29 protein-coding genes are annotated in these 25,808 nt (G+C 69.2%); 13 read left to right on the top strand and 16 right to left on the bottom strand.

The features are described from left to right. Positions 1–187: 187 nt before the first annotated feature. Complete coding sequence (locus Ssi02_RS22340) at positions 188–985, bottom strand: methyltransferase domain-containing protein (protein WP_204028735.1); 798 nt, start codon at positions 983–985, stop codon at positions 188–190. A 119-nt stretch (positions 986–1,104) separates the two neighbouring features. Here Ssi02_RS22340 and Ssi02_RS22345 point away from each other — a divergent pair, with 119 nt between their 5' ends. Beyond that, complete coding sequence (locus Ssi02_RS22345; protein ID WP_204028737.1) at positions 1,105–2,352, top strand: hypothetical protein; 1,248 nt, start codon at positions 1,105–1,107, stop codon at positions 2,350–2,352. A 35-nt stretch (positions 2,353–2,387) separates the two neighbouring features. Here Ssi02_RS22345 and Ssi02_RS22350 read toward each other — a convergent pair whose 3' ends face one another. Further along, positions 2,388–2,648, bottom strand: coding sequence for a YybH family protein (locus tag Ssi02_RS22350; protein WP_204028739.1), 261 nt, complete (start codon positions 2,646–2,648; stop codon positions 2,388–2,390). Positions 2,649–2,860: 212 nt separating this feature from the next. Between Ssi02_RS22350 and Ssi02_RS22355 the strand changes: the two genes are divergently transcribed. Together Ssi02_RS22355 and Ssi02_RS22360 are read left to right on the top strand one after the other, a co-directional pair. Further along, a complete protein-coding gene (locus tag Ssi02_RS22355; protein WP_239129363.1) occupies positions 2,861–3,349 on the top strand; it encodes an MmyB family transcriptional regulator in 489 nt (162 codons plus the stop codon). A gap of 57 nt (positions 3,350–3,406) precedes the next feature. Next, positions 3,407–3,949: a S1 RNA-binding domain-containing protein gene (locus Ssi02_RS22360; protein WP_204028743.1), complete on the top strand. Its 543-nt coding sequence runs from the start codon at positions 3,407–3,409 to the stop codon at positions 3,947–3,949. Between the two features lie 104 nt (positions 3,950–4,053). On the opposite strand, the gene Ssi02_RS22365 is transcribed toward Ssi02_RS22360, so the two are convergent. Together Ssi02_RS22365 and Ssi02_RS22370 are read right to left on the bottom strand one after the other, a co-directional pair. Then, positions 4,054–5,280, bottom strand: coding sequence for an RNA polymerase sigma factor (locus tag Ssi02_RS22365; RefSeq protein ID WP_204028745.1), 1,227 nt, complete (start codon positions 5,278–5,280; stop codon positions 4,054–4,056). Beyond that, on the bottom strand, positions 5,277–5,639 hold the full coding sequence (locus tag Ssi02_RS22370; protein WP_204028747.1) for a YciI family protein: 363 nt from the start codon (positions 5,637–5,639) through the stop codon (positions 5,277–5,279). Before Ssi02_RS22370 ends, Ssi02_RS22365 begins: the two co-directional genes overlap by 4 nt. A gap of 338 nt (positions 5,640–5,977) precedes the next feature. On the opposite strand from Ssi02_RS22370, the gene Ssi02_RS22375 reads away from it, so the two are divergent. From Ssi02_RS22375 to Ssi02_RS22385, 3 genes are all read left to right on the top strand, one after another. Beyond that, positions 5,978–7,174: a YncE family protein gene (locus Ssi02_RS22375; protein ID WP_204028749.1), complete on the top strand. Its 1,197-nt coding sequence runs from the start codon at positions 5,978–5,980 to the stop codon at positions 7,172–7,174. 225 nt (positions 7,175–7,399) lie between these two features. Next, positions 7,400–7,762 (top strand): antibiotic biosynthesis monooxygenase family protein, encoded by a 363-nt coding sequence (locus tag Ssi02_RS22380; RefSeq protein ID WP_204028751.1) that lies wholly within the window; start codon positions 7,400–7,402, stop codon positions 7,760–7,762. Between the two features lie 70 nt (positions 7,763–7,832). After that, positions 7,833–8,480: a DsbA family oxidoreductase gene (locus tag Ssi02_RS22385; RefSeq protein ID WP_204028753.1), complete on the top strand. Its 648-nt coding sequence runs from the start codon at positions 7,833–7,835 to the stop codon at positions 8,478–8,480. Positions 8,481–8,894: 414 nt separating this feature from the next. Here the strand turns inward: Ssi02_RS22385 and Ssi02_RS22390 are convergent, their stop codons facing one another. The 3 genes from Ssi02_RS22390 to Ssi02_RS22400 all read right to left on the bottom strand — a co-directional run bounded on the left by Ssi02_RS22390 (position 8,895) and on the right by Ssi02_RS22400 (position 10,676). Further along, the gene (locus Ssi02_RS22390; RefSeq protein ID WP_204028755.1) at positions 8,895–9,653 is read right to left on the bottom strand and encodes a GOLPH3/VPS74 family protein; all 759 of its coding nucleotides are present in this window, start codon (positions 9,651–9,653) and stop codon (positions 8,895–8,897) included. An 83-nt stretch (positions 9,654–9,736) separates the two neighbouring features. Further along, positions 9,737–9,922: a hypothetical protein gene (locus Ssi02_RS22395; protein WP_204028757.1), complete on the bottom strand. Its 186-nt coding sequence runs from the start codon at positions 9,920–9,922 to the stop codon at positions 9,737–9,739. A gap of 25 nt (positions 9,923–9,947) precedes the next feature. Continuing rightward, the gene (locus tag Ssi02_RS22400; protein WP_204028758.1) at positions 9,948–10,676 is read right to left on the bottom strand and encodes a helix-turn-helix domain-containing protein; all 729 of its coding nucleotides are present in this window, start codon (positions 10,674–10,676) and stop codon (positions 9,948–9,950) included. Positions 10,677–11,070: 394 nt separating this feature from the next. Between Ssi02_RS22400 and Ssi02_RS22405 the strand changes: the two genes are divergently transcribed. From Ssi02_RS22405 to Ssi02_RS22415, 3 genes are all read left to right on the top strand, one after another. Next, on the top strand, positions 11,071–11,367 hold the full coding sequence (locus tag Ssi02_RS22405) for an alpha/beta fold hydrolase (RefSeq protein ID WP_239129415.1): 297 nt from the start codon (positions 11,071–11,073) through the stop codon (positions 11,365–11,367). 93 nt (positions 11,368–11,460) lie between these two features. Next, the gene (locus Ssi02_RS22410; RefSeq protein WP_204028760.1) at positions 11,461–12,981 is read left to right on the top strand and encodes an N-acyl homoserine lactonase family protein; all 1,521 of its coding nucleotides are present in this window, start codon (positions 11,461–11,463) and stop codon (positions 12,979–12,981) included. After that, entirely contained in the window at positions 12,978–13,559 is a 582-nt protein-coding gene (locus Ssi02_RS22415; protein WP_204028762.1) for a TetR/AcrR family transcriptional regulator, read from the top strand. Before Ssi02_RS22410 ends, Ssi02_RS22415 begins: the two co-directional genes overlap by 4 nt. Here the strand turns inward: Ssi02_RS22415 and Ssi02_RS22420 are convergent. Then, the gene (locus Ssi02_RS22420; RefSeq protein WP_239129365.1) at positions 13,522–15,189 is read right to left on the bottom strand and encodes an ABC transporter ATP-binding protein; all 1,668 of its coding nucleotides are present in this window, start codon (positions 15,187–15,189) and stop codon (positions 13,522–13,524) included. The genes Ssi02_RS22415 and Ssi02_RS22420 overlap by 38 nt on opposite strands. Positions 15,190–15,348: 159 nt before the next feature. On the opposite strand from Ssi02_RS22420, the gene Ssi02_RS22425 reads away from it, so the two are divergent. Continuing rightward, positions 15,349–18,351, top strand: a complete 3,003-nt coding sequence (locus tag Ssi02_RS22425; protein WP_275410735.1) for a Tn3 family transposase — start codon at positions 15,349–15,351, stop codon at positions 18,349–18,351. A gap of 88 nt (positions 18,352–18,439) precedes the next feature. Here Ssi02_RS22425 and Ssi02_RS22430 read toward each other — a convergent pair whose 3' ends face one another. After that, the gene (locus tag Ssi02_RS22430; RefSeq protein WP_204028766.1) at positions 18,440–18,841 is read right to left on the bottom strand and encodes a hypothetical protein; all 402 of its coding nucleotides are present in this window, start codon (positions 18,839–18,841) and stop codon (positions 18,440–18,442) included. 149 nt (positions 18,842–18,990) lie between these two features. Here Ssi02_RS22430 and Ssi02_RS22435 point away from each other — a divergent pair, with 149 nt between their 5' ends. Beyond that, positions 18,991–19,956 (top strand): tyrosine-type recombinase/integrase, encoded by a 966-nt coding sequence (locus tag Ssi02_RS22435; protein WP_239129368.1) that lies wholly within the window; start codon positions 18,991–18,993, stop codon positions 19,954–19,956. 16 nt (positions 19,957–19,972) lie between these two features. Here Ssi02_RS22435 and Ssi02_RS22440 read toward each other — a convergent pair whose 3' ends face one another. From Ssi02_RS22440 to Ssi02_RS22455, 4 genes are all read right to left on the bottom strand, one after another. Then, positions 19,973–20,266: a hypothetical protein gene (locus Ssi02_RS22440; protein WP_204028768.1), complete on the bottom strand. Its 294-nt coding sequence runs from the start codon at positions 20,264–20,266 to the stop codon at positions 19,973–19,975. A 129-nt stretch (positions 20,267–20,395) separates the two neighbouring features. Continuing rightward, positions 20,396–20,641, bottom strand: coding sequence for a tyrosine-type recombinase/integrase (locus Ssi02_RS22445; RefSeq protein WP_275410733.1), 246 nt, complete (start codon positions 20,639–20,641; stop codon positions 20,396–20,398). 48 nt (positions 20,642–20,689) lie between these two features. Further along, positions 20,690–21,643 carry an aldo/keto reductase gene (locus Ssi02_RS22450; protein ID WP_204028775.1) on the bottom strand — a complete coding sequence of 318 codons (954 nt, stop codon included), beginning with the start codon at positions 21,641–21,643 and terminating at the stop codon, positions 20,690–20,692. A 117-nt stretch (positions 21,644–21,760) separates the two neighbouring features. Further along, a complete protein-coding gene (locus Ssi02_RS22455; RefSeq protein ID WP_204028785.1) occupies positions 21,761–22,147 on the bottom strand; it encodes a PPOX class F420-dependent oxidoreductase in 387 nt (128 codons plus the stop codon). Between the two features lie 101 nt (positions 22,148–22,248). On the opposite strand from Ssi02_RS22455, the gene Ssi02_RS22460 reads away from it, so the two are divergent. Continuing rightward, positions 22,249–22,860, top strand: a complete 612-nt coding sequence (locus Ssi02_RS22460; RefSeq protein ID WP_204028786.1) for a TetR/AcrR family transcriptional regulator — start codon at positions 22,249–22,251, stop codon at positions 22,858–22,860. A 661-nt stretch (positions 22,861–23,521) separates the two neighbouring features. Here Ssi02_RS22460 and Ssi02_RS22465 read toward each other — a convergent pair. Continuing rightward, positions 23,522–24,274 carry an ABC transporter ATP-binding protein gene (locus tag Ssi02_RS22465; protein ID WP_239129373.1) on the bottom strand — a complete coding sequence of 251 codons (753 nt, stop codon included), beginning with the start codon at positions 24,272–24,274 and terminating at the stop codon, positions 23,522–23,524. Positions 24,275–24,339: 65 nt separating this feature from the next. On the opposite strand from Ssi02_RS22465, the gene Ssi02_RS22470 reads away from it, so the two are divergent. Continuing rightward, a complete protein-coding gene (locus tag Ssi02_RS22470) occupies positions 24,340–24,903 on the top strand; it encodes a hypothetical protein (RefSeq protein WP_204028787.1) in 564 nt (187 codons plus the stop codon). Between the two features lie 32 nt (positions 24,904–24,935). Here the strand turns inward: Ssi02_RS22470 and Ssi02_RS22475 are convergent, their stop codons facing one another. After that, entirely contained in the window at positions 24,936–25,337 is a 402-nt protein-coding gene (locus Ssi02_RS22475) for an SgcJ/EcaC family oxidoreductase (RefSeq protein ID WP_204028790.1), read from the bottom strand. 83 nt (positions 25,338–25,420) lie between these two features. Continuing rightward, positions 25,421–25,798, bottom strand: a complete 378-nt coding sequence (locus tag Ssi02_RS22480; protein WP_204028792.1) for a hypothetical protein — start codon at positions 25,796–25,798, stop codon at positions 25,421–25,423. Positions 25,799–25,808: the final 10 nt, after the last annotated feature.

Here is a 25,808-nt window from a genome sequence, read left to right on the forward strand (position 1 = left end):
CTTCTGCATGCCTTGCCCCGTGTGCCTGGAGGAAGCACATGCCGATACTAGGAGAAAGACTTAATGCGATGTCATGGGAATTCCAGTTTCCAGGTAAATTTATCCCTTCATGGAATATCAGACGTCTGCTAAACAATTCGATTTCCACGGCGGATCTATTCTTGAAACACGTCCGGGCCGAGCCGGTTTACGCGCGGCAGAGGATTTCGCCGTGCAGGACGGTGAACCACCCGTCCTCGGTGGCGGCCCACTCCCGCCAGCCCTCGGAGATCCTCTCCAGGTCGGCCCGGGTGGCGTAGCCGTATGCGAGGGCGTGGTCGGCGATGGCGGACTCGACGATGCGGGACGCCCACATGCCGCCCCACCAGGCCCGGTCGGCCGGAGACGCGAAGCACCACACCGAGGCGCCGGGGGTGATGTCGGTGAAGCCCGCCTGCCGGGCCCACGAGAGCATCCGGCGACCGGCGTCCGGTTCGCCCCGGTTGGCGCGGGCCACGCGCTGGTACAACGCCAGCCACTCGTCCAGGGCGGGCACCCGCGGATACCAGGTGAAGGCGGCGTAGTCGGCGTCGCGGGCGGCGACGAGGCCGCCGGGGCGGCATACGCGGCGCATGGCGGCCAGGGCGGAGACGGGGTCGGCCACGTGCTGGAGCACCTGATGCGCGTGGACGACGTCGAACGTGCCTTCGGCGTACGGCAGAGCGTAGACGTCGCCGACCTCCCACCTGATGTCCCCCTCGACGGTGGCGGCGGCCTGGGCGACGATGCCGCCGTCGGGGTCGACGGCGGTGACCGGGCCGGGGGCCACGGCGCGGGCCAGGTCGGCGGTGATGGTGCCGGGGCCGCAGCCGATGTCCAGGAGCGACATGCCGGGCCGCAGGTGCGGCAGCAGGTAGGCCGCGGAGTTGGCGGCGGTGCGCCAGGAATGTGAGCGGATCACGGACTCGTGATGACCGTGGACGTAGGTGGCGTGCGACTCCGACATGGCGATTCCTTCCTTGATCGGACAAGAGGAAGCTTACCGTGAAGTCCATATTTTGAGAGATATCGTCTTGAATATTGAGACAATCAAGATTGTCGGAGACCTCGTCTAAGGTCCCGATCATGAAGACCGCCTGGCAGAAGGTCCGCGCCGCGATCGAGGACGCCGACACCGCCGCCCTCGTCGAACTGGCCACCGGCTGGGACGTGGACGAACGCCGGCAAATAGCCCGTGAGCTGCCCGGTTACCTGCCGGCCGCACGTGCCTTCCACCAACGCCGGCACTCGGGCGCCGCGCTCGACGGCTGGATCACCCCAATGCGCGTCGCCGGCGCGGGCTCCATCGCGGACGCGGCGGCGGTGGCGGCCTGGGTGAACCGGCGTGAGTTCGCCGACGGCGCCGTCTTCCGCTGGGATGGCGGCGAGGCCGACGACACCGAGTGGGTGGTGCGCGCGCTGGCCACCCGGCCGGTGGAGTGGCGGCAGGACCTCGCCGTACGGCTTGCGCTTCGGCTGCGCTCACTCCGCCCCGAGGCCGATCGGCGGGTGAACCTCGCGCTGACGATGCTCCGCGAATCCGGCGCCCAGCCGCCTGAGCACGCCCCGCTCACCGCGGCTTGGCTTGAGGCGACAGGCCCCGCCGACCTGGCCGGCGATCCGCTGCTGGACACGATGGTGCGCGCCCTGTTCGAGAGCGAAGGCGTGGGCAGGCTCCTTCAGGACGACCTGATGTGGCCGAAGGCGTTGTGCGCCCTGGCCGGTGCGGGGCGCCTGAGCCGCGAGGGGCTGCTCGCCGGTTGCCGGAGCCGGTTCCTCGCCGGAGGCGTAGCCGTCGACCAGCGTTTCTTCGTCCGCCTGCACGACATGCTCGACCCGACCCCCGAGGAGACCACCCCTTATGTCCGCGATTACCTGGCGCTGCTTCCCTCCGCCACACCGTACGTCGCGGGCCTCGCCCTCAAAGCCGTCCGAGGCGCGGGCACACTGCCGCCGGCGCAGGCCGGGGAAGCGGTCGAGGCATTGCTCTATCGCCCCGAGGGCAGGTTTGTGCGGGCGGGGCTCACCTGGCTTGACCGGCTGCTGAAGCACACCGACGACGGGTTGGACGCATGGGCGCCGGCGTTGTCGATCGCCCTGACGAACGGTTCCGGGCAGGTGCGCGACCGTGCGGCGCGGCTGGCGGCCGCATACGCGCCGAGGTTCAGTGCGCTTGGTGCCGCCGCGATGCGGGAGGCGCTGGAGTCGTCCTCTGAGGCGCCCTTTGTCTCTCCGCGGTTGCCGGACGTGCCGCCAATGGGTGGCCGGATGGGCGCAGGCGCGGGGCGAACCGCCGGTGGTCACGGAGGTCGCGGAGCGGAAGCGGGTCAATGAGCTCGTATTGCACGCTCGGCGGCTGCATGACCGGCTTACGTGAGCGGGGGGTGCGCGGTGCCGAAGGGGCTGTCGATGACATATCGCCAGCCCCTGTCCTGGCCCCGGCGGGCGACGTCGGTGGCGGTGCCCTCGATGTGCACGTGCTCGCCGTCCGGGGCCGTGCCGTCGATAGTCCAGTCGACGACGAGCAGGGCGAGGTCGCCCGCCACATAAGTATGCCGGGGGCGGACGTCGATCAGCAGGCCGAGGCTCAGGAACTCCGCGTTGGCCCGGCCGATGTCCTCCCCGCTCACGGGAGCGCCGGGTGTGGGACGAACACCGCACGGGGGCGTTCACTCGGACCGGTCCCGCAGGCGCTGTGGGACTGGGGCGCCGACTCCGCGTGAGGGCGGTCGCGGGAGGGGCGTGATCGCGCCATACACTCCCACGCATGGCTGACAACGAACTGGGTGTGTTTCCGCGTGCCCAAAAAGGGGCGGTCACACCCGGGGAGGTGCGGCCCACGGTGCGCGCACTGCTCGAACGGCTCGACCCGACGCCTGCCGTGGTGGTGGATCGGGTGGGCGATGTGCTGGCGCACACGCGCGGTTATGCGCGGCTGGCGGGGCCTCTGGGGCTGCTGGAGGGGCGTCCGCCCAATCTGTCGCGTTATGTGTTCACCGACAAGCGGGCCCGCCGGGCCTTTCCCGAGTGGGGACGGCTCGCCGACCACCGGGCCAAAGACCTGCGGGCCGCGGTGGCGCTCGGCGACCCGAGGGCGGTGGCCCTCGCCGAGGAGCTGTCCTCGAACGCCGGGGTCGGGTTCAGCGGCCGTTACCAGGCGTGGCCCGCCATGCCCGCCCGCACCGGTGTGGAGCGGTGGGCGCACCCGGAGGCGGGGGAGTTGCTCCTGGCCTACGAGAGCCTCGATCTGGCCGACGGGGACGAGCGGCGGCTGATCGTCTATCTGCCCGCCGACGACGCCACCTCGGCCGCGCTCGACCGGCTGACGTGAGGTCGCCCGCTGGGCCTGTTGCCGCCGGGGCCGCGTCCCGGGGATGATCGGACCGCCATGACTAGCGACCTCCCTTCCCAAAGCCGTGATCCCGGGCGTGACCGCCGGCGAACCCTCCTCAGCACCTTTCGTCCCGGCCAGGTACGCCGGGGCACCGTAACGTCGATCCCTCATTTCGGGGTGTTTGTGGATTTAGGGGGTGTGGATGGGTTGATCAACGTGGCGGAGTTGTCCTGGACCCACTACAACCACCCAGGTGAGATCGTCGAGGTGGGCCAGGAGATCACCGTGGAGGTCCTCCACGTGGACATGGCGCGTGAGCGGATGTCGTTGTCGTTGCGGGCCCTGCGGGAGAACCCGTGGCCGGAGTTCCGCCGGGCGCACCGGAACGGTCCGGTCGTGGTGGGGGAGGTCACGAGGCTTGCGCCGTTCGGGGTGTTTGTGCGCGTCGCCGATGGTTTCAATGGGCTTGTGCACAACGACGCGCTGGGCGACCTGCAGGTGCGGCTGGGGGACGAGCTGCGGGTCAGGGTGGTCGACGTCGACCCCGATCGGCGGCGCATCAGGTTGTCCCTCGCGGAGGCCGGCCGCGACGGTTAGCGGTGCGGGCTCGCTTATGTCCGCGGACGTGAGTTCACCGACGGTATCCGTTCGTTGCCGCCCGCGCCCCGAACGAATGCACACTTAGTGAGTGATGTGGCCGTCTATCGCGCCAGTCGCGCCGCACGGGCCGAGAGGTGGCGACGTTCGGGGGAACTGGTGGTACGGCGCGCCGCCTCGCGGTAAGACTCGGCGGCCGCCGCGCGGTCGCCGAGAAGTTCGAGAAGGTGAGCTCGGGTCGCGGCGAGGCGGTGGTGGCGGGCCATACGCTTGTCGGACTCCAGCCCGGCGAGGAGGGCCAGACCGGCGGCGGGGCCGTACACCATGGCGGTGGCGACCGCCCGGTTGAGAGTGACGACGGGGCCCGGAGCGACACGTTCCAGCAGCTCGTAGAAGACGAGGATCTGCGGCCAGTCCGTGGCGTCCACATCGTCCGCCTCGTCGTGGATCGCGGCGATGGCCGCCTGGAGCTGATAGGGACCGACCTGTCCGCGCGGCAACGCCTGCCCGACCAGCTCGACGCCTTCGGCGATGAGCGCCCGGTCCCAGAGCGCGCGATCCTGCTCGGCCAGCGGCACGAGGTCGCCGCGGGAGGTGGTGCGGGCGGGCCTGCGTGCGTCGGTGAGCAGCATGAGGGCGAGCAGCCCGGTCACCTCGGCTTCGTCCGGCAGCAGGCGGTGCAGGAGCCGGGTGAGCCGGATGGCCTCGGCCGACAACGCGGGCGCGGTCAGATCGGCGCCGACGGTGGCGGTGTAGCCCTCGTTGAAGATGAGATAGAGCACGTGCGTGACCGCCTCGACGTCGGTCACGCCGGGCTCGCCGAACGCGACGCCCTTGACGGTCTGCTTGGCCCGGCTGATGCGCTGCGCCATGGTCGCCTCCGGCACGAGGAAGGCGGCGGCGATCTGCGCGGTGGTGAGACCGCCGACGGCGCGTAACGTCAGGGCGATGCGGCTGCCGATCGCCAGAGCGGGATGACAGCACAGGAACAGCAGCGCCAGCGAGTCGTCCCTGTCGGCCTGCGGGTCGGCGTCGGCGGGCCGGCTGAGCAGCTCCGACTGGGGTGTGGCGAACATGATGCGGTCCTCGCGGTCGCGCCGCGCCCGCTCACTGCGCACCTGGTCGATCAGTTTGCGGTTGGCGACCGTCAGCAACCAGCCGCGTGGGTTGCCGGGCACGCCGTCGACCGCCCACTGGAGGGCGGCGGCGAGCAGCGCCTCCTGCACGGCGTCCTCGCTCGCGTCGAACTGCCCGTGCCTGCGCACAAGCGCACCGAGGACCTGCGGCGCGAGATCGCGCAGCAGATCCTCGATCCGGGGGCCTGAACTCACAGGTCCGCTGCCGCCTCGTGCAGGATCGGCCACACCTCGATGGGGTCGACGTCCGCGGACGGCATCTCCGCCGCGATCTCCAACGCCCGCTCCTCGCTCTCGACGTCGAGCAGATAGAAGCTGGCCATGTATTCCTTGGTCTCCAGGTAGGGACCGTCGGTCACCGCCGGGGCGCCGCCCTCACGCCGCACGAGCCGGGCCGCGACCACGTCGGCCAGACCGTAGGCGCCCAGCAGCTCGCCCGTCTCGCGGTACTTGGTGTTGAAGGCGTCCTGGCGGGCGATGAAGACGGGCCATTCCTCGGCGGGGATGGAGTTCCACTTCTCCTGGTTGCCGTAGATCATCAGCAGATATTTCATGAGAGACCCTTCCTGTGCTTGCTTGTCACCCCTTGGTCGGAGCGGGAGTCGGGTCCTCGACATCCGAAAGGACAAATTCTGCCCGAAGTACGGCAGAGCCAAAACGACAGCGGCCGGGCGGTAGACGCGGCCCCGGACATCCAAATACCGAAGCCGAGGCGCCCATCCACCTGGGCACCGTATGCAATCGATCCCACACTTTGTGTGCATAAAGGGTTGATCATCAAGCGGATCACGGAGAGACTTCAGGCATGCTCCGGAGATCAAAAGCCCTGCTAGTGGCCCTTTTAACCGTGTTTGTCCTAGGTGCTGCGGATCCCCACGGGGAACCGTACGAAGTGTGGCTTGTCGACCAGTCCGACACCAACGGGCTCACCTACGGCGGCACCGTACACATCTACCGCGGCGCCCGAGCCGTCCCAACCCAGACCATCGACCTCGGCGCGGCCACCTCCACCCTCTGCCAGGCCCGGACAGGCCGAAACCCGGTCCGGCCGCACATGATCGTCTTCAACCAGAAGAACACCCACGCGGCGATCTCCTTCGTGGCCAGCGGGCACGTCGCCCTGATCGACACCCGCACCCGGCAGCCCGTCGGCTGCGTGTCCACCGAGGTGGGCGCGGGCGGCGCCCGGCAGGCCCACGCCATCTGGCCGACGGAGGACGACCGCTACCTGCTCGTCGCCAACCAGAACGGCAAGAAGATCGAACGCGTCCGCACCGAATACGCCACGAACACCTTCACCCCCGAACCCGCCGCGACCGTCGACCTGGCCGGCTGCACGACCCCCAACGGCGCCCCCTGCCAGAGCGTCGACTTGCGGCCGGACAACGCGCCCATCTGCCCCTACATCGGCAGCGACAACGGCCCGCTGTTCGTGAGCCTGCGCGGCGGCGGCATGCTGGTGCTGAACTGGCGGACCACACCGATGGCGATCGTCGCGGAATACGACAAGCACAACATCCCCAATAACGGCTGCGGATTCGCCGAGGCGAAGGGGAAGATCTTCGGCGACGGGGGCGGAGGCACGGCCAACCACCTGGACGGCTTCAGCGTCTTCCGGCTGCCGATGACCGGCTACTCCGCCACGAACCCGCCCAACACGCCTGCCGTAGAGCGCCTGTTCGACGACCACTCGCCCAACCGGGACGCCCACGGCACGGCGGTGACACGGGGAGAGCGCTACGTGTGGGTCGCCGACCGGGCGTCCAACGTCGCCGAGGTCTTCGACGCCCGCTCGGGAGCACGGGTCAACACGATCAACCTGGTCTCGCCGTACTCCGCGGATCCCACGGTCGACCTGCTCGACATTTCGCCCGACGGGAAGTGGATCTTCGCTTCGACCCGCGGACCCAACCCGCTGTCGGGCGACCCGCACGCCTCCCACGGCACCGACCCGGGCATGCTGGTCATCCGGGTCACCGATGGCGGCCGCTCGGGTGAGGTGCGAGGGCTGGCCCGCATCACCAACATCGACGCGGGCGGCGTGCAACGAGCCGACGGCCACGGCATCCGGCTGCGCACGATCCCGTAGTTCCGGGGTGAGGACGGGGGACTCGGCGGCAACCTCGCCGCCGAGTCCCCCATCCTCACCTGCCACTTCGCCCTCTCGGGGCGGCGGGCGGACGTCGGCCGGGTCGGGATCGGTGGCTTCGGAGATATGCGGCCCGGCTGCCTGTTTGACCTCAACCGTGCTTGAGATTGCACGATGTCGTCACCGGGGGGCCGCCCCCCACATCCGACCTTGAGGGGTGTTTCCGTGAGCACGGATTCCGGTTTCTATTCCATCATCGACTACACCGTCGATGGCTCTGACACACAGCGTGAACTTGTGGAGGCCTTTGCGGAGATTCAGGAGCGGTGGGTGCGTTTCTATCCCGGCTACCGCTCGGCCCGCTTCCATGTGAGCACCGACGGCACCCGCGTGTACAACATCGTGCATTGGGCGAGCGAGGCGGACTATCGCCACTTCGTGGAAACCTCCGACACCGACGGCCGGATAGCCGCCATCGGTAAGGCACTCGAGGGCCTGTCCGGCAAAGCCGAACCACGCATGACCGGCGCCCCCACCTACACCGTCGTCCGCGAAATCGCCCCCGGGCCCCAGCGCCTGGACGCCTGATAACCCGGCGCCTGTGCCCGACACCAGGCGAACCCCTGGCCATGAACCACGAGCACTGTCGAGGAAATCCATGAAGCTCGAGATATACGCCGATGTGCTGTGCCCCTGGTGCTACATCGGCAAAAGACGCCTGACGGCCGCGTTGGCCGAGCACACCGACCGCGACCAGGTAGAGATCATCTGGCGCAGCTTTGAACTCGCCCCAGACGGAAGCCGTACCCCCGGCCCGACCGCAGCGGAGGCCATGACCGGCTGGTGGGGCGACCAGGCTCCCGCCCGCATAGCCCGGATCCAGTCGCTGGGCGCGGCGGAGGGCCTGGAGCTGAACCTGCATCTCGCTCGCCCGGTGAACACCTTCGACGCACACCGCCTGATCAAGCTGGCCGCCGACCGCGACCGGGCCGACCAGATGATGGAGCTCCTGCTGCACGGCTATCACACAGAGGGACTCAACGTGGCCGATGCACAGGTCCTACAACGCCTGGCCGGCGAAGCAGGCCTGAACGGCGACGAAGTGCGCGCCGTCCTGGCCGGTGACGACTACGTCGAACAGGTGCACACCGACCGGCGCCGCGCCGCCGAACACGGCGTTACCGGCGTCCCCAACCTGGTGATCGACGGCCGGCCACCGGTCTCCGGAGTCCAGCCCGTCGCCGACCTGCAAAAGCTATTGGGAGTACGGACCGACCAGCTCACACAGCGTCCCGGCCAGGCATGACCAGCCTCTTGCACCCTCCGCGCGCCTGCTGAGGGGCCGATCCCGGCGGCGAGCACCGCGCGGTCGACTGCGGGCCTGGCCGGCCAGGTCGCCGATCTTCAGCGGCTCGTGCTTCGATCCGGATGTCAGCCGGTCTCGGATCCGCGCAGACGGTGTGGCGCGTGGTCTGGAGGGGCGCTCGTATGGACAGTCAGCCGGGCGAGGGCGGGTGCCAGTCGCGGATCACCGGATGTCCGCCGCGGCAGTCAGGTGGTTCACCGGCTCCGCGGGCTCCCTGGTGGCGCTGTGGCGCCGTTCAACTGCGAGCTCCTCCGCGGTCGACGTCATGCGTACGGCGGCAGCCGTACGGTTGTGGCGGGTCCGGAATCGGGCTGGATGTCATCCTTGGAGCATCGTTGTAAGGTCGGTCGGTCCCTAGGTCCGGGGAAGCACGGTCGCCGCGATGATGACGTTGTTGACGATGGTCGCGGTGACGGTGCGCGCAACCGCTTCGGCGGCGGCTCCGGCTCCCCAGTTGCCTCGCTCGAGTTCCTTGGCGCGGGTGATCACGGGGGAGGTCCAGGGGATCTCAGGGTCGAACTGGGGAAGCGTCCCGCTTCCTGAAAGCAGTGCCGCGAGCGCGGCGACACGGGGCTGTGGTTCCACGCCCTCGACAAGCACGTCACGGACGTCCTCAAGGAGCCGGGACCGGCGCCCGCTTCCACCGTCCTCGAGGACCGCCATGTCGAACAGGCCAAGCGCCTTACGGCTTCCGCGGCGGATGTCGCCGCGTTCGACGAGCCTGTCGAGCAGCGGGCCACGCAATGTCGGCCCGATCGCGGCGAGCACCGTCTGGACGCCCCTGGGCTTTTCGGAGAGGTAGTCCCACGCGAAGCGGAGGATGTCATCCGACGGCGGGCGATCCTCGATCGCCTCCACCTGCGTCGTCCCGCCCCAGCCGGAACGGGTCCGGACATGGTCGCCGAGCCCGAGATCCGCGAGCACCGCTCCCGCGAGAGGGTAGAAGAGCGTGTTCTCGCCTGCGATGGTCCCGGTGCCGGACTGGAGGCCGGAGTCCGGCTGGAACAGGAGGAGCAGGAGATCCTCCGCCAGGGTCGGCGCCCCGAGCCGTTTCGCCTCGCCTGGCGTCCCGGTCTCGCCGCCGACGAACGGCTCGTCAGGTTGTTGATTCATCGGTCGTTCCTTTCTGTCGTGGACCGGTTCTCTCGTCGATCGGGATGGCGCCGACGTCACGATAAAGGTCTGCCGCGGTGTGTTCAGGTCGGCAGGGTGGTCGTGAGCATGCCCCAGGTCAGGGTCGTGGTGGCGGTCGCCCAGAGAACGATCGCCACCGCATGCCACAGCAGGACTCGATGGGGTTCACGAGGGCTCCTCGGGCTGCGTCTCGCGGATATCGCGATCTGTTTCGACTCAGTCCAGTAGAGACCGTGTTCTTGGAACATGGTCAAACCCCTTGGGAGGCGACGGTCAGGCGTCGCCGTCCGCCTCCCGCGCGAGGATGCCGGCGCGGTGAAGCACATCGAGCTGGGCGGTGCTGTACAGCTCGATCAACGCTTCGGTGAACGTCTGCCGCGTGACATGCTCACTCTTCGACAGATGTGCCGCCGGATCGCTCAGCCAGGGATAGTCGATGAGGTGCTGTGCGAGGATCGGCGCGAGCCTCTCGGCGAGGCGCTGCCGGGTCGCCTCGTCCGCGTCAGGCGTCAAGGCGTCGATGTCGGCGCCGATGGAGCCGATGTCGGCCTCCACGATGCGCCGTAGGTCCGCCATCGCATCCTCGTCGTAGAGCTGCGTGTAGATGTGGATGATCGAGCTATCGGCCTCGGACAGGCGTGAAGCGACGGACTCGAACCCCGCCGGCACATCGACCGGCGCGCTTTCGCGCAGGATGGCAGCGATGTCGGACCGGGCTTTCTGCAGGCGCTCGATGCTCGCCGCGAGTTCGGCGTCGAGCTGTCGCAGTGCATCCCGGGTGCTGTCCCCGCCCGCGCCGACTTCTCCGATCTGCGAGAGCGGCACGCCGAGCTCCGCGAGCCGCCGGATGCGCAGAAGGCGCACGAGATCCTGCACCCCGTATTGTTTGTATCCGTTGTACCTGCGCTCGGGCTCGTCGAGCAGGCCGAGCCGGTGGTAGTGCCGAATGGTGTTCACCGTGGTGCCGGCGAGTTCCGCGAGTTCGCGTGTACTCCAGGCCACGTCTTCACCTTTCCACGCTCAGGGCGCGTTGTCGTCTCGCCCGCCGGCATTTCAGGTCCAGCGGATACGTCGCCGCAGGTGCTGAAAGAGACCGTAGCCGACCGCATGAGGGATTGGCCGAGGCGCTCCTCCATGGAGCGGTTCGGACCACGACCCTTTCCGAGGGCCATCCTGGATGCCTGACAGTGCATGGCACGCTGTCGGTAGGCGACGGAGGTCGGCCCGCGCGTGATCTGCTCGCCGGCTGGCGGAACGATGCGGGCCGACGCCTTGAGCGGGTACAACAGAGTAGGGCCGGTCGGCAATTCCGCGGGAACATTTCTCCAAGACCGACAGTCGACCGCCCATGCATAGTCTCCGTATGAGTGAGCACGACATTGAGCACTCGCATGGGATGCACGTGGTCCATGACGGCCCGCGGCAGGCGCCGCCGTTGTTGCTCATCCACGGATCGGGGGCCTCTGGCGGCTTCTGGGGCCCGGTGGTCCCGCCGCTGGCCGGCCGCCATCACGTCATCCGGGTCGACCTCCCGGGTTGTGGCCAGTCTCCGCCCGCGCCGCCGTACGACGTGCCTGTGCAGGCGGGCCGGGTGGCGGCGGTGCCGCCGCGACCGGTGACCGCCCGGGACGGTGCTCGCGTCGCGGACGGTCGCGGACGAGCGTGGGCGTGGCCAGGAGGTCCGGCTAGGTAGACCCCCATCCGGACGAACAGAGTAGAGGGGGCGGGTCGGCGCGCCTTAATATGTAAACGCATCCGTTTGCGTTTACGAAATGAGGTGGGCCGGATGCTGAAGACCCTGGGCAAGGTCGCTCTGCTTGTCCTGGCCGTGCTGGTGGCCGGTGCCTGGCTTGTCGTGCTGAGGCTCAAGAATGTCCCCCTGCCGCTGCTCGTCGGCTACGGGCTGCTGCTGCTCGGCCTCGTCGCCGGGCTGCTCTGGCCGGGGAGGTTCACACGCGCCCGCGTGCTGCTCTTCGCCGGCGCGCCCGCCGCGCTCGCCACGCTTGGGATCTACTTCGCCGTCGTCTTCTACATCTCCGACACCCCCGTGCTCATCGGCCTGGCAGCCGCCACCGCGCTCGCCTCGGCGGGAGCCGCGCGGCTGCGTGCCGCGCGGCGGCCGGCCGGGGCGGCCAAGGCCGGGCACTCCAGGCGGGCGGTTCTGCTGGCCGGGGCCGGGGTCGCGCTCGGGGCGGTGAGTGTGGTGTCGGCCGGGCAGGTCGAGCGGCGGCGCGCGGCGCTGGCCGAGCAAGGCCGGGGCGCGCGGGAGGAAGCCCTGCGGGCGCCGGGGGCGCGGCGGCGGGTCACCGACGGCGCGGTGCGTGTGTTCCCGATCCACACCGGTGACACCATCGTCACCTACGGCCAGTTCTACGGTGGCCTCGACGGCTGGGAAGGTGGGTCCGGTTATCTACGCACACTGCTGGACAAGGCGGAAATCGCGGTGCCGGTCTACGCCTACCTGATCGACCACCCCAGGCACGGCACGATGATGGTGGACAGCGGTGTCAACTGGGAGCAGGCGCACGATCACGACGGCTACTACAACCACAACGCCATGGTGTCGCGGCTGCTCTCCCAGCGTGACGAATACAGGATGGCCCCCGGACAGGACCTGCGTGTGCAGGTGGCCCGGCTCGGCTACGACATAAAGGACATCACTACTGTGTTCCTCACCCACGTGCACGACGACCACGCGGGGGGTCTGCGGCACCTGCCGCAGGCGAAGGTGGTCATGGATCGGCACGACTGGGACGGCGGCGTGCTCTATCCGCACTCGTTCGACCTGGTCAAGGACAACCTCGACTTCCCCCGATTCGACTCGGGCACCTATTCCTCCTTCGCCCAGAGCAAGGACTACTTCGGCGACGGCAGCGTCATGCTGCTCCCCACCCCCGGCCACTCCCCGGGGCACCTGTGCGTCGCACTGCGCATGGACGGCGGAAGCGCGCTTTTCATAGGAGACACCCTCTACACGCTGCCCCACCTGGCGAGCGGGCAGGTGCGGCAGATGACCATCGGCGGCGAGGACACCGCGCGCCAACTCGACGCCGCCCGCCGCATCCAGGCCCACCTGCGCGCCGAGCCCGCCGCCGCGCCGCTGTTCGCCCACGACAACACGCCCTACCAGGCCGGCGTGGTCTCCTCCGTACTCTCCTCGGGGCTGCCGGGAGCGGACGGGTTCCAGCGGATGCGCCGGCACATGGACACCGTGCTGACGCCGTCGTACGAGCTGCGTCCCGGCCACGCGCCGTCTTACATCCCGGCTGCGGCGGGGGCGGGCGCCGGGCGGGTGGAGTTCCGGTGACGGGGCGCACCCGCGGCAGGCCGCGCGATCCCGGGGCCGACGGGCAGATCATGAAGGCCGCGCTGGAGTTGTTCACCGAGCGCGGCCTTGAGGGCGCGAACTTCGAGCAGATCGCCAAACGCGCGGGCGTGGCCAAGGTGACGATCTACCGGCGCTGGTCGTCGAAGGAGGAGCTGCTCGTCCAGGCCATCGAACAGGCGCGTACGGTGCCCCACGAGGCGGAGGTGTGGGCCGGGGCCGAGGCGCCCGCCGAGGAGCTGATGGACTCGTGGGTGGCGACGTTCGGCGACGCGCGCTTCCGGGCGGTGCTCGCGCAGCTCGTCGGCTCCAGCGTCACCCACCCGGCGCTGCTTGCGACCTACCGCGAACGGTTCATCGCGCCCCGGCGCGCGCTGATCCGCGCCGCGCTCGCCCGCGCCGGGCACGAGGGCGACCTCGACACGGTGATCGACATGGTGGTGGGCGCGGCGATGTACCGCATGCTCATCGACCCCGGCTCGTTCGACGACCCCGCGGAGGTCCGCCGCTATCTGCAGGCCGTCATCGGGCAGGCAGGCCGCCTGCTGCCGCCTGAGTGACGCCGTCGCGATCCGCGTTCCAGAAGCCGGCGTAGCGGCCACCGCGGCGTAGCAACTCGTCGTGGCCGCCCTCCTCCACGATGCGGTAGCCGTCCAGGAAGGCGATGCGGTCGGCGCGTCGCACGGTCCGCAGCCGGTGCGCGACCATGACCACGGTCCGGCCCGCCGTCAGGCGCTCGATGCCCTGGTGGACTGCCGCTTCGTTCACCGGGTCGAGCGCGGAGGTCACCTCGTCCAGCAGGACGACGGGCGCGTCCTTCAGCAGCGCGCGGGCGATCGAGACGCGCTGACGCTCCCCGCCCGACAGCAGCGCGCCGCCCTCGCCGACGTTCGCGGCCCATCCGCCGGGCAGCCGCTCGACCACCTCGTCCAGCCGGGCGGCGCGCGCCGCCGCCCGCACCTCGGCGTCGCCGGCGCCGGGACGGCCGAGGCGCACGTTCTCCTCGATTGTGCCGTCGAAGAGGTAGACGTCCTGGAAGACGATCGCGATCCGCTCCGTGAGCACCTCGCTGCTGATCGCGCGCACGTCCACGCCGCCCACGCGCACCGCGCCGCCGTCCACGTCGTGGAACCGGGCGAGTAGCTGCAGCAACGTGCTCTTTCCCGCACCGGACGGTCCGACCACGGCGAGCGTCTGCCCTTCCGGCACGGACAACGACAGGTCCTGAAGCACGGTGCGGTCGCCGTGCCGGAAGGTGACGGACTCGAACCTCAGGTCGTGGTGTTCCGGCCGGACCGGTTCACGGGGTTCCGGCAGCGGCCGGGTGCGCAGCAGAGTGTCGAGCCGTGCCAGTTCGGCGTTCGCGATGCGAAGCTGACCGCCGATGTCCGACAGCGACAGCAGCGGATCGGCGCAGCGGGCGGCGAGCACCAGGATCGTCAGCACCTCCGCCGCTCCGATGTCCCCGCCGAGCGCGAGGTAGGCCCCGAGGACCAGCAGTCCGGTGAACACCGCCTGCCCCGCGAGGGTCAGGCCCACCGCCCCGGGCAGCGTCGCGAGCACCGTACGGCGGGAGGCCCTCCGAGCCTCCAGCAGCGAGTCGTCGAGCAACCGGAAGCATTCGCCGGTCCTGCCGCCGGCCCGCAGCACCGGCTGGGCCTGGAGATATTCGACGACTCGGCCGCCGGCCTCCTTGTCGCGTTCGTGACGCTCGGCGTCCGCAGCCGCCGTCGCGCGTCCCGTCCAGATCTGGATCGCCGCCACGACCGGTGCGGCGGCCAGCGTGGCCAGCCCCATCCGCCGGTCGAAGGCGAACATGACCACCACGATCGTCAGCGGCGTCACGCAGGCGGAGACGAACGGCGCCAGCAAATGCGCGATCACGCTCATCGCCTGCATGACGCCGCGACCGGCCAGGACCGACACCTCGCCGACACGGCTTGTGCCGTACCACCCGAGGGGCAGCCAGGCCAGGTGATCGCCGAGGCGGCGATAGATGCCGCGCAACAGCGTGGTCCCGACCCGGAAACCGGACAGGTCGCTGACATAGCGGAGTACGGCATAAGCCGCGACCGCCGCCCCAAACGCGGTCAGCCACGGCCACACATCCGCGGGTGTGCCGCCGAACAGCGCCCGCAGCACCGGCACCAGCAGGGCATAGGACAGGCCTTCTAGGGGTCTCGGTAGCAACGAAGAATTTTCCAACGAAATACCATCTGACCTGCGATAATTGGTGCATTTGACGGGTTAGTGATCACTGCCGCTACGTTCGTTCCGCTTTCATCCGGTACGGCAGGTAGAGGTGGTGCGTTGTCCGAGAGGATGTTCTCTGAGGAGTAGCTGGAGCAGCTGCGTTCATTTCCGGAGATCACCAGCGATGAGTTGATCCGGTATTTCACTCCCACAGCGGCGGACGTGGCGTTCGTCGACCCGGGGCGCGGCCGGGGCCCGGTCGACCGGCTGGGCATGCTGGTCCAGCTGTGCACGCTGCCCTGGCTAGGGTTCGTGCCCGATGACGTCACCTCGGCCCCGCCGGCGGTGGTCGCACGCCTTGCCGAGCGGCTCGGGGTGGCCCCGGCCGCGCTGCGGTTGTACGGCAAGCGGGAGCAGACCCGCTCCGACCACCTGGCCCAGGTCGCCAGGTACCTGGAGTGGAAGACCGTCCCGGCGGGAAGCCCCGCTATGAAGGAGCTGGAGCAGTTCCTGCTGGACCGGGCGATGGAGCACGACTCGCCGACGCTGTTGTTCAACCTGGCGCGCGAGTACCTGATGGCCGCCAAGGTGATCCGTCCGGGTGCGCTCACCCTGGCCAAGATGGTCGGCACCGCCCGCCGCGCCGCCGGCGAGCTCACCTCGCAGACGGTGGCGCACCTGCAGACCGATGAGCTGCGCGCGGATCTGGAGCGGATGCTGGTGGTGGACGCCGGGCTGGGGATGACCCGGCTGGAGTGGCTGGTGCGCCCGGCCCGGGACGCCTCGGCGGCCTCGGTGAAGACCTCGATCGACAAGCTGCTGTGGCTGCGCGGGGTGGACGCCCACCGGATGGACTTGTCCATGCTGCCCAACGAGCGGCGCCGGTTCCTGGCCCAGGTGGCGCGTCGTTCCACCAGCCAGGGGCTGGAGCGGCGAAAAGACCGCAAGTTCCCGATCCTGCTGGCCTTCCTGGCCCAGGCTGCGGTGGATCAGCTGGACGAGGTGGTCGCCCTGTTCGACCAGGCCGTCAGCGCGCGGGAGTCGCGGGCCAAGGCCAAGACCGATGAGGCGCTGGTCGAGCGGGCCAAGAAGGGCGAGGCCCGGCAGCTGGTGATGGAGCTGATCCTGCCGGTGCTCGCGGATCCGTCGATCCCGGACGAGCGGGTGGGAGGGCTGCTGCGGGAGCGGATCGGCATGCGGCGGCTGCGGGAGATCACCGCCGATGCGTGGAATCCGCTGCCCAGGGACCACGGCCGGCTCTCAGAGCTGGAGTCCTCCTACACCTACCTGCGCCAGTTCACCCCGAACGTGCTGGCCGCGATCGACTTCCAGGGCGGGCCGGGCATCGGCGGGCTGATGGAGGCCGTGGCCGTCCTGCAGGGGATGAACCGGCTGGGCAGCCGCAAGGTGCCCGCGGGCGCGCCGACCGGCTTCGTACCCGCCCGGTACGCCGACTACCTGGACAAGGCCCGCAAGTCCGAGCAGGACACGGCGTTCCGGCACTACTGGGAGCTGTGCGTGATCTTGTGCCTGCGGGACGGGCTGCGCAGCGGGGACGTGTTCGTGCCCGGCTCCCGCCGCTACGCCGACCCGGCCACCTACCTGTACACCCCCGAGCAGTGGGCACCGCGTCAGGCAGACTACTGCCGCCTGGTGGGCAAGCCGTCCGATCCGGCCGAGGCGATCGAGCAGGGCAGGCACGAGATGCACGAGGCGCTGACCCAGCTCGAGCAGCCCCTCGCGCAGGCCTCGCCCGGCGATGCGGGCTCGGTGCGCCTCGATGAGCACGAACACCTGGTGGTGCCGCCGCTGTCGGCCGAGGACGTGCCCTCCGAGGCCAAGGCGCTGCGGGACGAGCTGGCCGGGATGCTGCCGTTCGCGCCGATCGCCTCGCTGCTGATCGAGCTGGACACCCGCACCCGCTTCCTGGACTGCTTCACCCACGCCGGCGGGCGCAAGCTGGCCACGACCAGCGAGACCAAGCGCAACGTCTTGGCCGTGCTCATCGCACTGGCCACCAACCTGGGACTGGCCCGCATGTCGGAGGCCTGCGGCGTCTCCTACGACGTGCTGGCCTGGACGATGGAGTGGTACGTCCGTGAGGAGACGCTGCGCGAGGCCAACACGCGCATCGTCAACCACCACTACGGCCTGGAGCTGGCCAAAGTGTTCGGCGGCGGCACCATGAGCTCCTCCGACGGGCAGCGCTTCCCCGTCCGCGGCAGGAGCACGACCGCCCGCACCATGGTCGTCCACGGCGGTCAGGTGCTGTCCACCTACACCCACGTCTCCGACCAGTGGTCCACCTACGGCACGAAGGTCATCGTGCCGACCGCGCGGGAGGCGCACTTCGTCCTGGACGACTTCCTCGGCAACGCCACCGATCTGCCGGTCGATGAGCACGCGACCGACACCCACGGCGCCACGCTGATCAACTTTGCCCTGTTCGACCTGGTGGGCAAGGCCCTCACTCCGCGGATGCGGGACCTGACCCGCATCACCCTGGTGCGTGACGGTACCCCGGCCGAGACCGCCAGACGCTACCCGCACGCCGGGCCGCTGCTGGCCGCGCGCTGGAATGAGGACCTCGTCGCCGCCTGCTGGCCGGACCTGCTGCGGATGGCCGGATCGCTGAAGTACGGCCAGGCCACCGCCTCGCTGATCGTCGGCAAGTGGTCGGCCGCCTCCCGGCAGAACACCCTGGCCGCCGCGCTGAAGGAGTGGGGCATGCTGCGCAGGACCGTGCACCTGGCGAAGTACCTGGCCGACCCGGCCTTCAGGCGGAAGATCTCCCGCCAGCTGAACAGGGGGGAGAGCCTGCACGCGCTGCGCCGCGACCTGCACTACGCCCAGCAGGGCGCCGTCACCCGCCCGCATCTGGAGCAGCAGACCGAGCAGGCCTGGTGCCTGACCGTGCTGACCAACGCCGTGGTCGCCTGGACGACGGAGTACTACTCCAGGGCGGTGACAGAGCTGCGCTGCCAGGGCAGGGAGGTGCCCGACGAGCTGCTGTCGCACATCTCGCCCGGGCGCAGCGACAACGTCAACTTCTTCGGCGTCATCAACGTCGACGTCGATGCTGAGCTGGCCAAGCTCGGCACCGGCGGATGGCGGCCGCTGCGGCCCGCGCAGTTGCGCGAGCTGGGGCTGACGCCGTGAGCACCCCTGCCCGTGCCGGCTGGGAGGAGCCGGGGGGTGACGGACCGCGCACAGGGGGCGGTCCGCCACGCTGCCGACAGCGCGCCGGTCAGCAGATGCCCGGCGCCGACCGCGAGTGGACCAGCACCATCGCGGCCTGCCCCTCGGCGGCGGGGCAGAAGGTGAACCCGAACCCGGCGGCCATCAGGATGTCGGTGATCGCGCTGAGCATGGCCGTCTCGATCCGGCGGCCAAACAGCACCCGCGGATGCTCGGGATGGCTCGGATGGTCGGCCCCGTCCGGGCGGGACAGCAGGAACAGCTCGTCGGCCGCCTCGTAGCGGACCTCCACCTTGTCCCCGTGCCCGACCAGCCGGTAGCCGGAGCGTTCCCGGCTGCTCTGCGGTTCGCCGTCCTCGTCCACGCCGTCCAGTCCGGCCGCGTCCAGCACGCACCACACGTTGGTGGCCAGGTCCTTGCCCGCCGGGGTGCAGAATCCCATGCCGGTCACGGTAGCCGCCCAGTGGCGATGTGACACAGAACTTGGATTATCTGTCACACTGGCCCTCGTCGGATCATGTCCGCACAGCTCGGCGTTCGCCGCCGTGAGAGCGACTCGACAACATTATGTGTCACATCGTCCGTCGGGAGGGACGCCCCGTGTCCGTCGTGGCCTTCCCCGGCCAGCCCGGCTCCGTCCCCGACCCGGCGACCGGCATGACGACGATGGTCGCGGTCGAGCGCTTCCTCGACTCCCTCGCCACGGTCACCACCCGCGTCGGCTACGCCGAGACACTCGCCCGGCTGACCGCCGTGGCCGGCCCGGCGCATCCCGTCGACGACCTGACCCCCGAGCACTACGCCGCGGTGATGGACCGCTGGAAGACCGCGGCCGCCGCCACCTGGAACCGGCACCTGTCCGCCTTGTGCTCCTTCACCACCTGGGCCCAGCGCCAGGACATCCTCGCCACCAACCCGGCCCGGCGCCTGGAACGCCGCAAACCCGCCCGCCGCGGCGACCGCTCCATCCCGCGCACCCGGCTGGAGACGCTCTTCACCGACATCGGCCACGCCCTGCGTGAACGACTGCTGTGGCGGTTCCTGTACGACACGGCCGCCCGCGCCGAGGAAGTTCTCACCCTCAACGTCGAGGACCTCGACCTGGAGTTCCGGCGCGCCCGCGTCGTCTCCAAGGGCGGCGCCATCGAGTACGTGCACTGGGCCACCCCGACCGCGCGGCTGCTGCCCCGTCTGCTGACCGGTCGCACCACCGGGCCGGTCTTCCTCGCCGACCGGCGCGCTCCTGCCTCCGGCCCGCGCACGCCCGCCGCTGCCGACATCGACCCGACCACCGGGCGCGGACGGCTGTCCTATCCGCGCGCCGAGTACCTGTTCAAGACCGCCTCGGCCAAGCTGGACCCGCACCGGCAGGGGTGGACGCTGCACCAGCTCCGCCACAGCGCGCTCCAGCATCTGGCCCAAGCCGGCCGGACCACGCCCGAGCTGCAGGCCAAGAGCCGCCACCAGCACCTGGCCAGCCTCGGCCGCTACGTCCGCCTTGGCGAGGAGACCTCCGCCCGCGTCACCGCCGAAGCCGACCCCATCCAACGTCGGCGTCCCCGATGAACTCAGATGCCGTGATCTACACCATGAGCCGGTCTGGCAGCGTATCGGCGGCGTAGACGATCGCGGGCAGGGCGTAGCGTTCCCGCAGGCTTTCCACGGCCTTCCAGTGGGCCGGGGACGGTGCGCTCCCGTTGGTGATCGTGGTGGTGGTCACGCCAGGAAGGCGGGCGATCAGAGACTGCGCGAGCGCGAGAGTCTGCGTATGGCTGCCCCCGCAGGCGAACGCGACCTCGCCTCCCTCGGTGACGACGGCGATCTCCTGGTCGACGAGCCAGCACGCGAACGCCGAGCCGGAGGGCTTGATCAACACGTGGCTGTAGGACCCGCTGGGCCCGAGCAGAGCAGCGGTGGAATCAGCCTGCGCCGCCTCGAAGTGGGGTGTCGGTAAGAGTCGTGCAACCAGGTGCACCCGTTTGAGTTCGCCCAGTTCAGCGGTGCCCTATTGATCGGTGGGGAGGCGTCCGACGGCGTCTTCGAGGTCGGCGTGGGTGGGGAGGGTGTAGCGGCGAGTGGTGTCGAGTCGGGCGTGGCCGAGGAGTTCGGCGACGACGACGATGTCGACGCCCGCGCGCAGCAGGTTGGTGGCCAGGGTGTGCCGAAGGGTGTGGGCGGACAGGAGCGCCGCGGCGTAGGCGGCGTGGATGGTGGTGAACGCTTCGGGTACCGCTTCGTGCCGCCGCCCCACATGGCCCTCGCAATATCAGAAGTGGTTTCGCGCGGGTCCTTGGCGGTGTCAGAGCCAGGGGGAGGGGGTGCCGCGGTCGCCGTGTCCGCCAGTCGGCGCGATTTCGGCGATCTGCGCGAGGTCCTCGGCGGTGAGGGTTAGGTCGGTGGCGGCGATGTTCTGCGCGACGCGGTCGGGGTTGCGGGAGCCGGGGATCGGCACGATGTAGTCCCGCTGGGCCAAGAGCCATGCCAGCGCCAGCTGGAAGACCGTGGCGCCTTTGGACGCCGCGAGCTCGGTGAGCCGCTCGACGATCGCGGTGTTGGCCGGGTAGTTGTCCGGGCTCCACCATTCCAGCAGGCGGCGGAAGTCGTTGTCCTCGTAGGCGTCGGCCGGCTGGACCGCGCCGGTGAGGAATCCCCGCGCGAGCGGCGAGTAGGCGACGAACCCGATACCCAGCTCCTCCAGCAACCCGAACAGCGGCTCGACATCCCGGGCGAAGATCGAGTACTCCGACTGGAGCACCGAGATCGGGTGCACGGCATGGGCGGCGCGGATGTGCTCGGGGCCGGCCTCGGACAGGCCCAGGTACTTCACCTTGCCAGCCTTCACGAACTCGGCCATGGTGCCCACGACGTCCTCGATGGGGACCACGGGGTCCACGCGGTGCTGATACAGCAGGTCGATGGAGTCGACGCCGAGATTGCGCAGGCTGTTGTCGACCACCTCGCGGATGTGCTCAGGGCGTGAATCGAGGCCGTATTCGCGGGTCAGCCCGAACTTGGTGGCGATCACCACCTCGTCGCGGATCGGCGCCAGGGCGCGACCCAGCAGTTTCTCCCCTTCCCCCCACCCGTACATTTCGGCGGTGTCGAAGAAGTCCACGCCCAGCTCGTGCGCGCGGCGGATCGCGGTGACCGACTGATCGTCGTCGCCGGCGCCGTAGCCCACGACCGTGCCCATCGAGCCGTAACCCATCGCCGAAACCCTCAAGCCCTGAGCGCCCAGTGTCCGGTGCTGCATGATTTCCTCCCTCATGGTCAACCGAACCTGCTGGATCGGCGACATATCCCGCTACTGATTGTTATTTGTCGGCTACGTATGGCCGACGAACGCGGCCGCGCGGCGGCCCGGAGGGTTCTAGGCCGGTTCGATGGTGAGACCGACGGTGGCGTCCGCTCCGCGCGCGAACCTGCTGACATAGATCATGGCGAGACCGATCAGACCGTATTTCCTGCCGACGACGGCGCGGGTGCGCTTGGTGGCGGCGCCGTCCTGGACGCTCGCGCGCCCGTGGACGATCTCGCCGGTGGTCTTCGTGCCGTAGGTGTCGCAGATCTGCAGGGCGACCTCGGGATTGCGCCTGATGCGCTTGACCTTCCACGAGTCGGCGACGGTCCAGATGACGATCCTGTCTCCGTCCGGGGCCAGCCACACCGGCACGCCCACGGGCGTGCCGTCCTTGCGGTAGGTGGTGATCATCGCGTACCTGGCGGCGGCGACCGCATCCCACGAGCCGAGTTGCATGGCTGCCTCCTACTAATTCAAACCGAACGGTTCTGTTCGACGATACGTCGGCCGCCCATCGCACGTCAAACAGAACAGTTTGGTTTTGGTAGAGTCGGGTGATGACCTCCGCTTCTCGTGCCGATTCGCCTCGTGAGCGCATCCTGGAGGCGGCGAAGACCGAGTTCGCGCTGCACGGGATCGCCGGGGCGCGAGTCGATCAGATCGCCAAGTCGGCCAGGACCAGCAAGGAACGCGTTTACGCGTACTTCCACAGCAAGACCGAGCTCTACAGGATCGTCGCGACCCAGGAGATGGAAGCGATCGCCGCGGCCACCCGCCTGGACCCGACCGACCTGCCCGGCTACGCGGGCCGAGTCCATGACTACTTCACCGCCCACCGCGACAATCTGCGGCTGATGCGGTGGGGCCAGCTGGAGTTGCTCGGCAATAGCTCCGATGAGGTAGTCGACGCGATGACGGCCCGCAAGACCGAGCAGATACGCCGCGCCCAGCTCGACGGACACCTCGACCCGGACTGGGACCCGCTGGACATCCTGACGTTCGTCAGCCAGCTCGCCACGGCGTGGGCCGATCAGGCCCCTCCCGGCCGGCCCCTCAACGAGACCCCCGACGAGGCCTCCGCCGGTGTCGCGCAGGCGGCGTTCCTCAGCGCGCGCCGCGCGGCCATCGTCGCCGCCGTCGAGAAGCTCTTTCCTGCAGCGCAGTCCTGACCAGCGCCGGGATGTCTACCACATGTCCGCACGACACGAACCGGAGGTGACGTTATCCCCTTGGTGGCCCAGCGCACTTGAAGGCCACGAGCATCCGGTTCTCAGAAAAGATCCACTCTCAGAGCAAGATCAAAGTGTAGCTCTCAGCTACATTTCCTCCGGTCTCGCGAAGCGGTCGGCCACGCCGCCGCAAACCCCACGAATCCGGATCAATACTGACCGTGCACGACCATGTACGCCCGACGATCCAAGAAAGATCCCATAACGGTCCATGGACACCGGTGCTGACCTGGGTGAACTCAATCTGGTGTACCTGGTTGCACGACTCTTACCGGCACCCCGAAGTAGGCGGTCAGCAGCGCCCTCTCGAATCGCTCGAACGTCATGATCGGGACCTGCCCGCCTTGAGGTCACCGCTATCCAAGGTGTCGGCCAAGCAGGCGTACGACCTTGTTCACTGCTGGTCGGGGATCCACATCCGTGAGCGAATCGAGATCTTAGCCGCAGAGGTTGGAGTCACCGCAGGTCAGAGGCAACTTCGTTGGAAATTTCTTCATTACTACTGGGACCCCTTCTACGGCCGCGGTCGCCGTCATCAAGGCCAGGGTGCGACGGACCGGCCCGGCGAACTCGGGTCCGAGCACTCGCAGCAGCAGTCGAATCATTGGGGCTCGTCTCCTTGCAGCACGCCGTCGCCGATTCGCGAGCGGTGGGATTGCCAGAACGCGGCGAACTTTCCGTTCTGTGCCAGCAGTTCGGCGGGTGCGCCGCGCTCGACGATCATCCCGTCCTCCAGCATCACGACGGTGTCGGCGCCGGCGATCGTCTCCAGGCGGTGCGCGACGACCAGGACCGTACGGTCGCCCTCCAGCGCCGCCAGGGACCGGCGGACCGCCTGTTCGGTCGGCGGATCGGCGAAGGCGGTCGCCTCGTCGAGCACCAGCACGGGTGTGCCGGCGAGCAGCGCGCGTGCGATCGAGATCCGCTGCGCCTCGCCACCCGACAGCCCGGCCTCCTCACCGATCACCGTCTCGTATCCGCGGGGCAGTTCGAGAATCCGATCGTGGATGTTCGCCAACCGGGCGGCGCGCACGACGTCGTCGCGGCCGGCGTGCGGCACCGCCAGCGCGATGTTGTCCGCGACCGACGCGCGCAGCAGGCGGACGTCCTGGAAGACGAAGGAGACCTTCCGGTGCAACTCCCGGCTGTCGATCTCACGCAGATCGGCCCCGCCCAGCGTGATCGAACCGTGGGCCGGGTCGAAGAACCGCGGCAGCAGCCGGACCAGCGTGGACTTCCCGCTTCCCGAAGGTCCGACGACCGCGGTCACCCTACCCGGCTCAAGCACCAGGTCGATCCCGCGCAGCACCTCGTGATCACCTTCGTAGGCGAATCGCACGCCACGTAGTTCCACCCTGTGTCCCTGCGGGGCGACAGGCCGCGCGGGCTCAGGCAGCGGCGGCGGTCGGAGCCGGTTCGATGCTGATTCCCGGTCACCACCACATCATGGTCGCCACCGCCGACTTCTCGGCCGTAGTCCACAAAATGGCGATCATGACCTGGGGAATCGGCCACAAGATGGGCTGCTCCATCGACTCCCGGCTCGACCTCGCCAACGTCCTCGCCCTCTGGGCGGGCGCGATAGGCGAGGACGCCCTGAACGGCGCCGTGGTCGCCGGCACCTTCGGCGCGATGGGCGCCGCCGGGGTGGCGGCCTACGGCGGCGGCACGGCCTTCGCCACCGCGGTCGCGGTCAAAATCGCGGGCAAGGCCGCCGGAGCCGCCGCGGGCGCGATCACCACCAAGGTCGCGGGAAAAGCGGCGGGCATCGTGGCGAACAAATTGGCGTCGGCCGCGATGAAACAGGTGGCACCGGCCCTGGGCGCGAAGATCGCGGCGCAAATGGGCGCCAAACACGTGGCAGGGTGGATTCCGTTTGTGGGGACCGTCGTCGGCGGCGGGATAAACTTCTGGATCATGTCCACGCTCGCCGATAGCGCCCGTGCCTATTACCGCGAGAAGGCCAAGGCGGAAAGAGGCTGAGTCTGTTCCGGCCCCCACTCCAGAGACGGCCGTCATTCCTCGTCGACGACGATTGTGTTCTGGGCGGCGGTGATCAGCCAACGCCCGTCTTCCTTCGTCACCACATACATCGGGGTGCCCACGTATGAATCGCCACCCGACCGGGACACCTGACGCACTTTGACGGCGGCGACGTCCGGCCTGAGGAACAACACGTGCTCCACCTCGAACGTGACCGTCGTCTCGCTCATCGCCCCGGGCAGCACCTTCCGCGTGAACGCCGCGATCGTGTCCCGGCCGAACAACCGTTTCCCGTGCCCGGTCGTCCAGATGGCGTCCTCGCGGAACAAGCCCACGAATTCCTCGACCAGTTCGTTGTTCTGTACGTGCTCAACGGTGGCGACGATCTCCTTGATCGCTGCGATGTCGGCCTCGTGCGCCTCGTTCTTCGTCATGTATGAGATCGTCACACCTCAAGTTCACTTGAGATCCATAGGCCGCGAGTGTGACGTGCGTCTCAAGCGTCCTGGAGGTGGTGCTACTCCGATTGGGCCTCGGACACCGGGTCCGAAGGGGCGGCGCCGGAGCATACAGGGGATGGGTGACGCCTAGACCGCGTAGCCCAGGGAACGGCGAGAAGCAACAGCGAGTGCAGGACCGGCATTGTCGCCTTCCCCCCGCAGCCGTTATCACCGCTGAATTCCTGGCGGCAGGGCGAGGCGTTTTTCACAACGACGGCCACCGCGCAGGGAGCGGTCGGCGAATGCCCGGCATCGGGAAGGGCTCGTTCGGCGTGCGCCAGGTGGGCCAGGCCGGCCAGCCCGGTGACGATCTGGTCGGGCGTCTCGGCCGCGATCCAGGCGACCAGCGGCCAGCCCGCGTGCTGGCAGGCCCACGCGTAGCTGGCGGCCAGCATGGCCTTGCCC

It is taken from the genome of Sinosporangium siamense, from assembly GCF_016863435.1.
Classification (GTDB): Bacteria; Actinomycetota; Actinomycetes; order Streptosporangiales; family Streptosporangiaceae; genus Sinosporangium; species Sinosporangium siamense.

What these genes read in the sequence shown, in the direction of transcription:
- Ssi02_RS22340 (WP_204028735.1), bottom strand. Translation starts at nt 985, where the DNA reads ATGTCGGAGTCGCACGCCACCTACGTCCACGGTCATCACGAGTCCGTG.
- Ssi02_RS22345 (WP_204028737.1), top strand. Translation starts at nt 1,105, where the DNA reads ATGAAGACCGCCTGGCAGAAGGTCCGCGCCGCGATCGAGGACGCCGAC.
- Ssi02_RS22360 (WP_204028743.1), top strand. Translation starts at nt 3,407, where the DNA reads ATGACTAGCGACCTCCCTTCCCAAAGCCGTGATCCCGGGCGTGACCGC.
- Ssi02_RS22370 (WP_204028747.1), bottom strand. Translation starts at nt 5,639, where the DNA reads ATGAAATATCTGCTGATGATCTACGGCAACCAGGAGAAGTGGAACTCC.
- Ssi02_RS22385 (WP_204028753.1), top strand. Translation starts at nt 7,833, where the DNA reads ATGAAGCTCGAGATATACGCCGATGTGCTGTGCCCCTGGTGCTACATC.
- Ssi02_RS22390 (WP_204028755.1), bottom strand. Translation starts at nt 9,653, where the DNA reads ATGAATCAACAACCTGACGAGCCGTTCGTCGGCGGCGAGACCGGGACG.
- Ssi02_RS22395 (WP_204028757.1), bottom strand. Translation starts at nt 9,922, where the DNA reads ATGTTCCAAGAACACGGTCTCTACTGGACTGAGTCGAAACAGATCGCG.
- Ssi02_RS22405 (WP_239129415.1), top strand. Translation starts at nt 11,071, where the DNA reads ATGCACGTGGTCCATGACGGCCCGCGGCAGGCGCCGCCGTTGTTGCTC.
- Ssi02_RS22410 (WP_204028760.1), top strand. Translation starts at nt 11,461, where the DNA reads ATGCTGAAGACCCTGGGCAAGGTCGCTCTGCTTGTCCTGGCCGTGCTG.
- Ssi02_RS22450 (WP_204028775.1), bottom strand. Translation starts at nt 21,643, where the DNA reads ATGCAGCACCGGACACTGGGCGCTCAGGGCTTGAGGGTTTCGGCGATG.
- Ssi02_RS22455 (WP_204028785.1), bottom strand. Translation starts at nt 22,147, where the DNA reads ATGCAACTCGGCTCGTGGGATGCGGTCGCCGCCGCCAGGTACGCGATG.
- Ssi02_RS22460 (WP_204028786.1), top strand. Translation starts at nt 22,249, where the DNA reads ATGACCTCCGCTTCTCGTGCCGATTCGCCTCGTGAGCGCATCCTGGAG.
- Ssi02_RS22470 (WP_204028787.1), top strand. Translation starts at nt 24,340, where the DNA reads ATGCTGATTCCCGGTCACCACCACATCATGGTCGCCACCGCCGACTTC.
- Ssi02_RS22475 (WP_204028790.1), bottom strand. Translation starts at nt 25,337, where the DNA reads ATGACGAAGAACGAGGCGCACGAGGCCGACATCGCAGCGATCAAGGAG.
- Ssi02_RS22480 (WP_204028792.1), bottom strand. Translation starts at nt 25,798, where the DNA reads ATGCTGGCCGCCAGCTACGCGTGGGCCTGCCAGCACGCGGGCTGGCCG.